Here is a 14,489-nt window from a genome sequence, read left to right on the forward strand (position 1 = left end):
CCGCAATCCATCAACGAGATGGCGCCCACCACCCCCATCGAAGAACTCCTGACCACCATCTACACCGAAGTCCTCGGCCTCGACCGCATCAGCATCGACGACTCCTTCTTCGACCTCGGCGGCGACAGCATCCTGTCGATGCAGGTGGTCGCCCGCGCCCGCGCCGCGGGGCTGGCCTGCCGTGCCCGCGACATCTTCGTCGAGCAGACCGTGGCCCGCCTGGCCCGCATCCCCGGGATCACCGAGGCCCGCGAACAACTCGTCGACGAAGGCATCGGGCCGATCACGCCTACCCCGATCATGCACTGGCTGTTCGACATTGACGGCCCGATCGATGAGTTCAACCAAACCATGGCGCTCCAGGTCCCGACCGGGGCCACCCACGCCGACCTGCTCGCCATCCTGCAGGCGCTGCTCGACCACCACCCCATGCTCAGACTGCGTGCCGACACCAACGCCCGGTCGTTGACCGTTGCCGACCCCGGCGCGGTCGGTGCCGGTGAGTGCCTACACACCGTCGAGGCGCTCACCGATCAGGTGCTGGCCCAGGCCCTGTCTCGGCTAAATCCCGCCGCCGGGGTGATGGTGAGTGCGTTGTGGGTGAGCACCACCGGCCAGTTGGTGTTGATCGTTCACCATCTGGTCGTGGATGCGGTGTCGTGGCGGATCCTGTTGGAAGACGTCAACATCGCGTGGACCCAGCACCACCACGGCCAGCCGATCGCCCTGCCCCCCGGCGGGACCTCGTTTCAGCGCTGGGCCGCGTTTCTGGACGAGCACGCCCACACCGCGGCGGTCATCGCACAGGCCGACACCTGGAACCACGTCGCGGCGACCGCGGCCGCGCTGCCCCCGCCACAGCCCGGCGACACCTACGCCAGCGCCGGGCACCTCACCGCCACCCTGGACACCGAGACCACCCGGGTGTTGCTCTCCGACGTCCCCGCGGCCTTCCACACCGGCATCCACGACATCCTGCTGATCGCCTACGCGCTGGCCTGGACCGAATTCCTCGGAGGGGGCGAACACCCCGTCTGCATCGACGTCGAAAGCCACGGCCGCCACGACGACCTGGCCCCCGACCTCGACCTCTCACGCACCGTGGGCTGGTTCACCACCAAATACCCCGCCACGCTCACCGTCGCCGGACCGGGCTGGCACCGTGTCGTCACCGGAGACCCGGCACTGGGCCCGATCATCAAGGCCGCCAAAGAACAAGTACGCGCCCTGCCCCACCCCGCCACCTACGGACTGCTGCGCTACCTCACCACCAACCTCACCGAACCCGAACCCACCATCGGATTCAACTACTTGGGACGTCTTGGCGGACAGGACATTCCCGAGGACCTGTGGCGGATCAGCCCGGACAGCCTGGTGGTCGCCGGCGATGCCGCCGCATTGCCGATCTCGCTGTCGCACACGGCCGAGCTCAACGCCGCCACCATCGACACCGACACCGGCCCTCAGCTCAACGCCACCTGGACCTGGGCCACGTCCGTTCTCGACGACACCCACATCGCCCGGCTCAGCCAGTTGTGGTTCGACGCCCTGACCGGAATCTGCACCCACGTCCAGCACGGCGGCGGCGGCCTGACCCCCTCCGACATCACCCCCGCCCGGCTCACCCAACACCAAATCGACGACCTCCAAAACCACTACGACACCGCCGACATCCTGCCGCTCACCGCACTCCAAGAAGGACTGCTCTTCCACGCCACCACCGCTCGGGATCTCGGCGATCTGTACGCGATGCAACTCGACGTCACGGTCGCCGGCCCACTCGACCCGCGCCGGCTGCACGACGCCGTCCGCGCCGTCGTCGAGCGCCACCCCAACCTGGCCGCTCGGTTCTGCCGGCAGTTCGACCAACCGGTGCAAATCATTCCGGCCCACCCCTTGGCGGTATGGCGATACGAGGCCGTCGAAGCCGATGATCGGATCCAAGGGATTTGCGCCGACGAACGGGCCGCGGTCGGTGACCTCACCGCCGGACCCGTCTTCCGGGTTGCTCTGCTTCGCACCGGAGAGAGCCTCCATCGAATTGTGCTGACGTTCCACCACATCGTGCTCGACGGGTGGTCGCTACCGATCCTGCTGCACGAGATTTTCGCCTGTTACCAAGGCCGGCAACTGCCGGCCGCGACACCCTATCGCCGGTTCGTCACCTGGCTGGCCGAGCGCGACCTCGACGCCGCCCGCGAAGCCTGGGCCCAGGCGCTCGCCGGCCTTGACGCCCCCACCCTCGTCGGTCCGCCGGGCCGGCTCAAGCCCGGTCCCAAGAGCACCAGTTCGTTCGCCGTATCCGAGCAAGACGCGCTGGCGCTCAACGAATTGGCGCGCTCGAACCACACCACGGTCAACACCGTGCTGCAGGCGGCGTGGGCGCAACTGTTGATGGGACTGACCGGCCACCATGACGTGGTCTTCGGCACCGCCGTCTCGGGACGGCCCGTCGAGATACCGGGAGCCGACCGCATGGTCGGCCTGCTGATCAACACCGTGCCGGTGCGCGCGCACATCACCACCACCATGACCACCGCCGAGCTGCTCCACCGACTACACGACACCCACAACCACACCCTCGACCACCAACACCTGGCGCTCAACGAGATTCACCGCATCACCGGCCACGACCAACTCTTCGACACCCTGTTCGTCTACGAAAACTACCCCGTCGACACCGCCGCGCTGGCCGCCGTCGACGGATTGACCGTCGCCGAGTTCACCGGCCACGAATCCAATCACTACCCCCTGACCGTCCAGGTCACGCCCGGAGCCCAGCTCGGCTTCCGTGTCGAGTACGACACTCACGTGTTCGATGCGGAAACCGTTGACACACTGATCAATCGGCTGGAACGGGTCCTGCTGACCATGATCGCCGATCCGCAGCTCCCCTTGTCGGCGACCGACGCGCTCGACGACGACGAGCGCGCCCGCCTCGACGCCATGGGCAATCGGGCGGCGCTGACCGGGTCCGCACCCGCACCGGTGACGATTCCGGAACTGTTCGCCGGCCATGCGGTCCGCTCTCCGCACGCCGTAGCCATCCGCGACGGGGTCCGGTCGTTGACTTACCGAGATCTCGACGAAGCCTCGAATCAGTTGGCTGACTCGATATCCGGTTGCGGCGCCGGCCCCGGGCAATGCGTGGCACTGCTGCTCGAACGGTCCGCCGAGGCCGTCATCGCCATGCTCGCGGTGCTCAAGGCCGGGGCGGCATACCTGGCGATCGACCCGGCGCTGCCCGACGAGCGGATCGAATTCATGTTGAGTGACGCCGCGCCGAGCGTCGCGGTCACCACCACCGGGCTGCGTCCACGGCTGGCCGGGCGCCCACTGGCCGTCGTCGACATCACCGACGACCGCATGATGGCCCGACCCCGATCCGCGCTTGCTATGCCGGCAGCCGACGACATCGCCTACGTCATCTACACCTCGGGAACCACGGGTGTGCCGAAAGGCGTTGCGATTAGCCATCGCAACGTGGCCCACTTGGTCGAGTCGGCGTCAGCCCACCTACCCGCCGAGCAGGTTTGGACGCAGTGTCACTCGTACGCGTTCGACTTTTCCGTCTGGGAGGTCTGGGCGGCCTTACTCGGCGGCGGGCGACTGGTGGTGGTGCCCGAGCGGGTGACGGCGTCACCGAGAGACTTCCACGCCCTGCTCGTCGCCGAACAGATCACCGTGCTCACCCAGACGCCGTCGGCGGCCGCGGCGCTTCCCCAGGACGGCCTGGATTCGGTCGCGCTACTGCTCGGCGGCGAGGCGTGTCCGGCCGAGCTGGTGGACCGGTGGGCGCCCGGGCGCGTGGTGATCAACGCCTACGGCCCCACCGAAACCACCGTGTACGCCACATTGAGCGCCCCGTTGACCGCAGGTCTGGGGACGGTACCGATCGGGGCTGCGGTGTCGACCGCGGCACTGTTCGTCCTGGACGACTGGCTGCGCCCGCTCCCACCCGGAATGGTCGGCGAACTGTACGTGGCCGGCCGCGGCGTTGGCGTCGGCTACCTGGGTCGGGCGGGCCTGACCGCGGCTCGATTCGTGGCCAGCCCTTTCGGCGCCCCCGGCACGCGGATGTACCGTACCGGCGACCTGGTGCGCTGGCGGACCGACGGGCAGCTCGACTACCTCGGGCGCGCCGACGAGCAGGTCAAGATCCGCGGCTATCGGATCGAGCTCACGGAGATCCAGGCCGCCCTGACCGCACTCGGCGGTGTCGATCGGGCCGTCGTCGTCGTCCGCGAAGACCGGCCCGGCGACAAACGGCTGGTCGGATACGTCGTCGAAAGCATCGGCGCGACAGTCGATCCCGCCGCGGCGCGCGCCACGCTCACCGAACGGCTGCCCGGCCACATGGTGCCGGCCGCCGTCGTGGTGTTGGGGGCACTGCCGCTGACGGTCAACGGCAAGCTCGACACCCGGGCCCTGCCCGCGCCGGACTACCAGGACCGCGGTCGCTACCGCGCCCCGGCCTCCCCGGTCGAGGAGATCCTGGCCGGCACCTATGCCCACGTGCTGGGTGTCGACCGGGTGGGCGTCGACGATTCGTTCTTCGACTTGGGCGGGGATTCGCTGTCGGCAATGCGGTTGATCGCTGCCATCAACACCGGTCTCGACACGGACCTGGCCGTGCACGCGTTGTTCGACGCACCCACAATCGCTCAATTGGCGCCACTCGTCGACGGCGAGGCCCGCCACCGTGAGCCGTTGACCGCGGGGCACCGCCCGGCGGTGATTCCGCTCTCGTTCACCCAGAATCGGCTGTGGGTTCTCGACCAGTTGCAAGGCCCCTCAGGGGTTTACCACGTGGCCGTGGCACTGAAGCTGCGCGGTGCCCTCGATGCGGATTCGCTGCGCGACGCGCTCGCAGATGTGGTCGCCCGGCATGAAAGCCTGCGCACGATATTCCCCGCGCCCGATGGACTGCCCCAGCAACTCATCGTCCCTGCCGACCGGGCGGATTTCGGCTGGGACGTCATCGACGCGACCGATTGGGTGCCGGCCAGGCTCGACGAGGCCGTCGATGAAACGGCGCGCCACCCCTTCGGTTTGGATTCCGAGATTCCGCTGCGGGCGAAGTTGTTTCGTGTCGACGCCGACGAGCACGTGTTGGTCGGCGTGGTGCACCACATCGCCTTTGACGGTTGGTCGCTGGCGCCGTTGATCCGCGATCTCGGCGAGGCCTATCGGGCGCGAGGGCGGGAGCTCGGCCCCGACTGGCCCCCACTGCCAGTGCAATACGTGGACTACACGTTGTGGCAGCGGGCGCGGTTCGGTGTGCTCGACGATTCCGACAGCCGGATCGCCGCGCAGCTCAAGTATTGGGAAGACGCCCTGGCGGGCTTGCCCGAACGCTTGGAGCTCCCGACGGATCGGCCCTATCCCTCGGTGGCCGATCAGCGCGGCGACAGCGTGTCCGTGGACTGGCCGGCCGAATTGCAGCAGCGCATCGCCGAGGTGGCCCGCGGGCACAACGCGACCAGCTTCATGGTGGTCCAAGCCGCCCTGGCGGTTCTGCTGGCGCGGCTCAGCTCGAATTCTGATGTGGCCGTGGCATTCCCAATCGCCGGCCGCAGTGATCCCGCGCTCGATGACCTGGTGGGTTTCTTCGTCAACACCTTGGTGCTGCGGGTGGATGCGGCGGGAGACCCGACCGTCGCCGAATTGCTCGCCCAAGTGCGGCGGCGCAGCCTGCTGGCCTTCGAGCACCAGGATGTGCCATTCGAGGTGCTGGTCGAGCGGCTCAACCCGACCCGCTCGCTGAGCCATCATCCGCTTGCCCAGGTGGCGTTGGCGTGGCAGAACCTGCCCGGCCATAGGAGCGACCCCGTCGCCGGGCTTGAGTTGGGCGACCTCGAGATCACACCATTGCCGCTCGACACCCACACCGCTCGCATGGATTTGACCTTCTCGCTGTCCGAACACTGGTCCGACGACGGTGCGCCGGCGGGCATTCGGGGAACGGTCGAATTCCGCACGGATGTTTTCGCGCCCGAGACGATCAACACGCTTGTCGGCCGGTTCCAGCGGCTACTGCGCGCGATGACCGCCGACCCTCAGGCCCGGTTGTCGTCCATCGATCTGCTGGATGCCGAGGAGCACGCCAGCCTCGATGCCACGTCCAACAGGGCGATGTTGGACCGGCCGGGCCCCACACCGCTGTCGATTCCGGTCTTGTTCGCCGGCCATGTGGCGAGGACACCCGATGCGATCGCGATCACCGACGGGACGCGGTCCTGGACCTACCGCGAACTCGACGTCGCGTCGAATCGACTGGCGCACCGGCTGATCGGGCACGGCGCGGGCCCGGGCGAATGCATCGCGCTGTTGTTCTCCCGTTGCGCCGAGGCCATCACCGCGATGCTGGCGGTGCTCAAGACGGGAGCGGCCTACCTACCGATCGATCCGGCGGTGCCGGCTTCCCGGATGGAGTTCATGCTCGACGACGCCGCGCCGATCGCCGCCGTCACGACCCCCGACCTGCGGCCGCGGCTGGCCGGGCACGGACTGGTGGTACTGGATGTCACCGATGGCGCGGTCGGTGACCACCCAAGGACCGCACCACCCGCGCCCGGCCACGGCGACATCGCGTATCTGATCTATACCTCCGGAACCACCGGCACACCGAAATGCGTTGCCATCACCCATCACAACGTGACGCAGCTGCTGGCATCACTGGACGGCGGTTTGCCGCATCCGGGCGTCTGGCCGCAATGTCATTCGCTGGCCTTCGACGTCTCGGTGTGGGAGATCTTCGGTGCGCTCCTACGAGGTGGGCGCGTGGTGGTGGTCGCCGAGGACATCGCCGCGTCGCCGACTGACTTCCACCACCTGCTGGTCGCCGAACAGGTCGACGTGCTCACGCAAACCCCCTCCGCCGCAGCCGTATTGCCGCCCGAGGGTTTGGAGTCGGCGGCGATGGTGGTGGTCGGTGAGGCGTGCCCGGCCGACGTGGTCGATCAATGGGCGCCCGGGCGGGTGATGATCAACGCCTACGGCCCGACGGAGACGACGATGTGCGTCGCGATCAGCGCGCCGCTGACGGCCGGATCCGGGGTGGTGCCCATCGGGAGTCCGGTACCCGGAGCGGCGCTGTTCGTCCTCGACGAGTCGTTGCGCCGGGTGCCGTCCGGGGTGATCGGTGAGTTGTACGTCGCCGGCCACGGCGTGGGCATCGGGTATCTGCGCCGCGCGGGGCTGACGGCGTCACGATTCGTGGCCTGCCCGTTCGGGGGCCATGGGGCACGCATGTACCGCACCGGGGACCTGGTCCGCTGGGGCGCCGACGGCCAACTGCACTACCTCGGACGCGCCGACGAGCAGGTCAAGATCCGCGGGTACCGCATCGAGCTCGGCGAAATCCATGCCGCGCTAAGCCAACTCGACGGCGTGGAGCGTGCCGCCGTCATCGCGCGCGAAGACCATCCGGGCGACAAGCGGCTGGTCGCCTACATCACGGGATCCGCCGATCCGATCGACGCGCGCGCCGCGCTCGCGGAGCGGCTGCCTGGCTACATGGTGCCCGCCGGGGTGGTGGTGCTCGATGCGCTGCCGACCACCGTGAACGGGAAACTCGATACCCGCGCCCTGCCCGCGCCCGACTACCAGGCCTCCGAAAGTTATCGTGCGCCGTCCGATGCCATCGAGGAAATCCTGGCGGGCATCTTCGCCGAGGTCCTGCGACTCGATCGCGTCGGAGTGGACGACGCCTTCTTCGACCTTGGCGGCGACAGCATCTCGTCGATGCAGGTGGTCGCACGGGCCCGCGCGGCCGGCGTGATCTGCCGCCCGCGAGACATCTTCGTCGAACAGACGGTGGCGCGGCTGGCCCGCGTCGCCCAGATCAGCGACGGCATCGGCCCGCTCGACGCGGGCATCGGCCCGGTAATACCCACCCCGATCACGCGCTGGCTGTGGGACATCGACGGTCCCGTCGATCAGTTCAATCAGACGATGATGATCGAGGCACCCCACGGCGTCACCCGGCCCGACGTGGTCGCGCTCCTGCAAGCCCTGCTCGACCACCACCCGATGCTGCGGCTGCGTGTCGACAACTTCGACGCCGGCGAGTGGTCGTTGACGGCGCCCGGGACCGGTGCGTTGGACGCCGAAAGCTGCCTGCTCGCCGTCGACGAGTTGACCGAAGACGCGGTGGCGATCGCCCGGTCACGGCTCAACCCCTCTGCCGGCGTAATGCTCAGCGCGGTCTGGGTGACCACCGGCCAGCTGGTGCTGATCATCCACCACCTGGCCGTGGACGCCGTGTCCTGGCGAATCCTCTTGGAAGACCTGAATATCGGCTGGGCCCAGCGCCTGAGCGGCCAACCGGTCGCGCTGCCGGCGGGCGGCACATCCTTCCAGCGCTGGGCGGCACTCCTTGCCGAGCATGCGCAGCGGCGCGAAGTCATCGACCAGACCGAAGTGTGGCAGCGGTCGCTGCCCGCCCAAGCCGCCCTGCCCCCGGTCAAGCCCGAGACTGACACCTACGACCGCGCCGGGCACCTCACGGCATCCCTCGACACCGAGACCACCCGCCTCCTGCTCGGCGAGGTTCCCACCGCGTTTCACACCGGCGTCCAGGACATCCTGTTGATCGCCCTCGCGTTGGCGTGGGGTGAGTTCTCGGGCGCCGACGAGGGCGGGTCGATCGCGATCGACGTCGAGGGACATGGTCGCTACGAGGACCTCACCACCGATGTCGAGCTGTCACGCACCGTGGGCTGGTTCACCACCAAATACCCCGCGGCGTTACCGGTCGTCGGGCCGCGCTGGGCGCAACTGGTGGCCGGTGACGCCGCAGTCGGGGCGTTCGTCAAGCGCGCAAAGGAACGACTGCGGGCCCTGCCCGACGGCATCACGTATGGCCTCTTGCGCTACCTCAACGCCGACGTCGTATTGGGTGGGCCGGATCCGGCGATCGGGTTCAATTACTTCGGACGGTTGCACGGGACCGAGGCGTCCGGCGATCTCTGGCGGGCCAGCCAGGACGGTCTGGCGGTCACCACCTTCGCCAGCGCGGTGCCGATGCCACTCGCACACACCCTGGAACTCAGCGCGGGCGCCGTGGACGCCGGTGCCGGGCCCCACCTGGAGGCCCAATGGACCTGGGCGCCTACGGCGCTCGATGACGCGCAGGTCGACAGGCTCAATCAGCTGTGGTTCGACGCTCTTACCGGGATCTGCGCACACGTCCAGCGCGGCGGCGGGGGACTCACCCCCTCGGACATCGCGCCCGCCGGTCTCACCCAGCACCAAATCGACCAACTCCAGCGGCATTTCCGGATCGCCGACATACTTCCGCTCACTCCCCTCCAGCAAGGATTGCTGTTCCACGCGGCGGCCCAGAACCGCGACGGCGACCTGTACTCGATGCAGCTCGACATCACCGTCTCCGGCCCGCTCGACGCGGATCGCCTCCGCGGCGCCGTGGACACCGTCGTCAGTCGCCACCCCAACCTCGCCGCCCGGTTCTGCACACAATTCGACCAGCCGGTGCAGATCATCCCGGCCGACACCCAAACGCCCTGGCAGTACGTCGAACTCGATTGCGATGCCGACGGGCAGTTACAGCGCATATGTGACGCCGAGCGCGCGGCGGTGTGTGACCTGAAGGGTTCGACCGCGTTTCGCGTTGCGTTGATCCGCACCGCGCCGGAGCGGTACCGAGTGGTGTTGACCAATCACCACATCGTGCTGGACGGCTGGTCGCTGCCCGTGCTCCTGCAAGAGATCTTCGCTACCTATTACGGCCAACATCTACCGGCGGCCGTCCCATATCGCCGGTTCGTCACCTGGCTCGCCAAGCGCGACCTCGACGCCGCGGAGCAGGCCTGGCGCGAGGTGCTCACCGGTTTCCACACCCCGACTCTGGTCGCACCGCCGGGCACCCCGACGCTGGGAACCCGAGGCCTCGCGTCGGCTCGCGTGCCGGAGGGCACCACCCAGGCCGTCAACGAACTGGCCCGCTCCTGTCACACCACCGTCAACACGGTGCTGCAGGGCGCCTGGGCACAGGTATTGATGTCCATGACGGGCCGGCGCGACGTCGTATTCGGGGCGGCTGTTTCGGGCAGGCCGACCGAGGTGGTCGGCGCGGAAACGATGGTGGGTCTGATGATCAACACCATCCCCGTCCGAGCCACCATCACCCCGGCCACCACCGTCGCAGACCTGCTCGGGCAATTGCACACTGCTTACGAGCGCACCCTGGATCATCAGCATCTGGCGCTCAAGGAGATTCACCGCATCACCGGGCTCGACCAGCTCTTCGACACGCTGTTCGTGTTCGAGAACTACCCGATCGACACCACGGCGCTGTCGCACACCAACGGGCTGGCGATCACCGACTTGACCGGTACCGAATCCAGTCATTACCCGCTGACAATGCAGGCCCGCCCCGACCGCGAATTGCTTCTTCGCGTCGAATACGACAGCCACGTGTTCGACGCCGAGACCATCGAATCACTGATCGACCGCTTCCAGCGCGCGTTGGTGGCCATGACCACCGACCTAGGGGGACAACGTTGACCACCAATCCGACGCGGAGATTGTTGTCCATCGATCTGCTCAACGAGACGGAACACGCGCGCCTGGACGACTGGAGCAACCGCGCCGCATTGACCCGGCCCGCGGTGCCGCTATCGGTTCCGGCGCTCTTCTCCGCCCAGGTGTCGCGGACCCCCGAGGCGCTGGCCGTGACCTTCGAAGGCCGCTCGATGACCTACCGCGAGCTCGACGAGGCCGCTAATCAGTTGGCACATCTGCTGATCGAGCACGGCGCGCGACCGGGCGTGTGTGTCGCACTGCTGTTCCCCCGGTGCGCCGAGGCGATAACGGCGATCCTGGCGGTGCTCAAAACCGGGGCGGCGTATCTGCCGATCGACCCCATGCATCCGCGGTCCCGCATCGAGTTCATGCTCACCGACGCCACCCCGATCGCCGTCGTGACGACCGCGGAGATGCGTTCGCGACTGGACGGATGCGGCCTGACTGTCATCGATACCGCCGACGCTCGCATCGACGCTCAACCCGACACCGCCTTACCCCTCCCCGCGCCCGATGACATAGCCCACATCGTGTACACCTCAGGCACCACCGGGGTGCCGAAAGGCGTTGCGGTCACGCATGACAACGTCACCCAGCTTTTCGACGCGCTCGACATCGGTATTCGACTGGGCCCGGACCAGGTGTGGACGCAGTTCCATTCCTACGCGTTCGACTTCTCGGTGTGGGAGATCTGGGCCGCGTTGCTGTTCGGCGGGCGTCTGGTGGTGGTGCCCGAGTCGGTGGCTCGATCACCCGGCGAATTCCACAACCTACTGACAAAAGAGCGCGTCCGCGTGCTGACGCAGACCCCGTCGGCAGTGAGCACCCTGTCCCCCGAGGGACTGGAATTCACGGCGTTGGTCATCGGCGCCGAAGCCTGTCCTCCGGCGCTGGTGGATGCCTGGGCGCCCGGACGGGTGATGACCAACGTCTACGGCCCGACGGAAACCACGATGTGGGCGTCCAAGAGTGCTCCACTGCTGCCGGGATCGGGTTCGCCACCCATCGGGTCCCCGATCACGGGAGCCGCGTTCTTCGTCCTCGACGAGTTGCTGTGTCCCGTGATGCCCAAGGTGGTCGGCGAGCTGTATATCGCCGGCCGCGGCGTCGGGGTGGGCTACTGGCGCCGGGCCGGACTGTCCGCTTCGCGCTTCGTGGCCTGTCCATTCGGCCCGCCCGGAACCCGCATGTATCGCACCGGGGACCTGGTGCGCTGGCGGCCGGACGGCCAACTCGACTACCTCGGCCGCGCCGACGAACAGGTGAAGATTCGCGGGTATCGCATCGAACTCGGCGAAATCCGCTCCGCCTTGAGCGAACTCCCGGGCGTCGGACAGGCCGCGGTGATCGCCCGAGAGGACCGGCCCGGTGACCGGCGGCTCGTCGGCTACCTCACCGAAACGGCGACCGGAGCAGTCGATCCCGCTGTGGCACGGGATGCACTGGCCCGGCGGCTGCCCGGATACATGGTTCCGTCGGCCATCGTCGTCTTGCAAACGCTGCCGCTGACGGTCAACGGCAAACTCGACACCCGAGCCCTCCCGGCGCCGGAGTACACCAACGGTCAGCGGTACCGCGCTCCGAAGGATCCCACCCAGGACATCCTCGCCGGCATCTATGCCCGCGTTCTCGGCATCGACCGGGTCGGAGTCGACGACTCTTTCTTCGACCTCGGCGGCGACTCGGTTTCCGCGATGCGCGTGATCGCGGCGATCGGCTCCGACCTGGCCACCGACCTGTCAATGCAGACTCTGTTCGACGCGCCAACGGTCGCGCAACTGGCCGCACACATCGGTGGCGATGACAGCCGCCTTCAGCCTCTTCTGGCCGTCCAACGGCCGGAAGTCATTCCGCTGTCCTTCGCCCAGAGTCGGCTCTGGTTTCTCGACCAATTGCACGGGCCTTCAGCGGTTTACAACCTGGCGGTGGCCTTGCGTTTGCGGGGAACGCTGGATCTGACTGCGTTGCGGATGGCCGTGGACGACGTCATAGGCCGGCACGAATCGCTGCGCACGGTGTTCCCCGACGTCGACGGGGTGCCCTTCCAGCGCGTGCTGCCGAGTAACTGCGCCGGCGTTGTGGACGTCACCGACGCCGCCGGGTGGTCCCCGGGCGCGCTTCATGAGGCCATCGACGCCGCGGCGCGGCGCACGTTCGACTTGAGGGCCGAGATTCCTTTCCGAGTGCAGCTTTTCCGCGTCGGCGACGACGACCACGTGCTGGTGGGTGTGGTACACCACATCGCCGCGGATGGCTGGTCGATCACCCCGCTCGTGGGTGACCTGAATGTCGCGTATGCCAGCCGGTGCAGCGGCGAAGCCCCTGACTGGGCCGAATTGCCAGTGCAATATGCGGATTACGCGGTGTGGCAGCGCGCGCAGTTGGGTGATCTCGATGATGGCGACAGTCGCATTGCCGCGCAGTTGGCGTATTGGGAGGATGCGCTGGCGGGGATGCCGGAGCGGTTGGAGTTGCCCACAGATCGGCCTTATCCGGCGGTGGCCGATCTGCGTGGGGCGACGGTGCCGGTGGAGTGGCCGGCGGAGTTACAGCAGCGGGTGCGTGCGCTGGCCCGGGAGTGCAACGCGACGAGTTTCATGGTGGTTCAGGCCGCGTTAGCGGTGTTGTTGTCGCGGCTGACCGCGACGTCGGATGTGCCGGTGGGTTTTCCGATCGCAGGGCGACGCGACCCCGCGCTCAAGGGCCTGGTGGGGTTCTTCGTCAACACACTGGTACTGCGCGTCGACGTCGCGGGTGATACGACCGTCAATGAGTTGCTCGGCCAGGTGCGGAGGCAAAGCCTCGCCGCCTATGACCACCAAGACGTGCCGTTCGAGGTGCTGGTTGAGCGGCTCAACCCGGCGCGGTCGCTGGCTCATCATCCGCTGGTGCAGGTGATGCTGGCCTGGCAGAACCTGCCGGGCACCGGCGCTGATCCGGGGTTGGCGTTGGGGGATTTACAGGTGTCCCAGGTGCCGATCACCACCCATACCGCCCGGATGGATTTGACGTTCAACGTGGCTGAGCGCTTCACCGATGAGGGTGAGCCGGCTGGGATTTCGGGTGCGGTGGAGTTCCGCACCGACGTGTTCGACGCCGGCACGGTCGCCGCGGTGGTGGAGCGGTTGGAGCGGGTGTTGGTGGCGATGACCGCTGATCCGGGTGTGCGGTTGTCGTCGCTCGATGTGCTCCAGGCCGGTGAGCTCACCCGTCTGGGCGAGATGGGCCGGTGGCCGGTGTTGGAGCAGGCCGCGGCGGCGGTGTCGATTCCGGCGCTGTTCGCCGAGCAGGTGCTGCGGGCCCCGGAAGCGTTGGCGCTGCGGTTCGGGGAACAGTCCTGGACCTACCGCGAGGTCGATGGTGCGTCAAACCGGCTGGCTCATCTGCTGATTGGTTACGGTGCCGGCCCGGGTGAATGCGTGGGACTGGTCCTCCCGCGTTCCGGTGCGGCCATTGTGGCGATCTTGGCGGTGCTCAAGACCGGCGCGGCGTACCTGCCGATCGACCCGGCGCTGCCCGACGAGCGGATCGACTTCCTGCTGGCCGACTCCAGGCCGGTGGCCGCGCTCACCACCACAGCGTTGCGCCCACGGCTGAACGGGCACGCCTTCATCGTCGTCAACGTCGACGACCCGCGGATTGACGCCCAGCCGAGTACGAATTTGCCGGCACCGGCAGCCGACAATGTCGCGCACATCATTTACACATCGGGCACTACCGGGGTGCCCAAAGGGGTTGCGGTCACGCACCACAACGTCACCCGCCTGTTCGACGCACTGGAGGTGGGTTTCGAGCTGGAGCCCAAGCAGGTGTGGACGCAGTGCCATTCGTATGCGTTCGACTTTTCGGTGTGGGAGATCTGGGGTGCGTTGGCGCACGGCGGGCGGTTGGTGGTGGTGCCCGAGGAGGTGACCCGCTCCCCCGACGAGCTGCGCGCCCTG

General features: G+C 67.8%; 2 protein-coding genes. Both read left to right on the top strand.

What is annotated here, in order from left to right; genetic code table 11:
- The coding region (locus A5701_RS04755; RefSeq protein WP_067749305.1) for a non-ribosomal peptide synthetase at positions 1 to 10,530 on the top strand (10,530 nt) is incomplete at its 5' end.
- Positions 10,527 to 14,489: non-ribosomal peptide synthetase (locus A5701_RS29260; RefSeq protein ID WP_156669913.1), on the top strand; the 3,963-nt coding region annotated here is incomplete at its 3' end. The genes A5701_RS04755 and A5701_RS29260, both read left to right, overlap by 4 nt.

The sequence above is a fragment of the Mycobacterium sp. E3305 genome (assembly GCF_001666785.1).
GTDB lineage: Bacteria > Actinomycetota > Actinomycetes > Mycobacteriales > Mycobacteriaceae > Mycobacterium.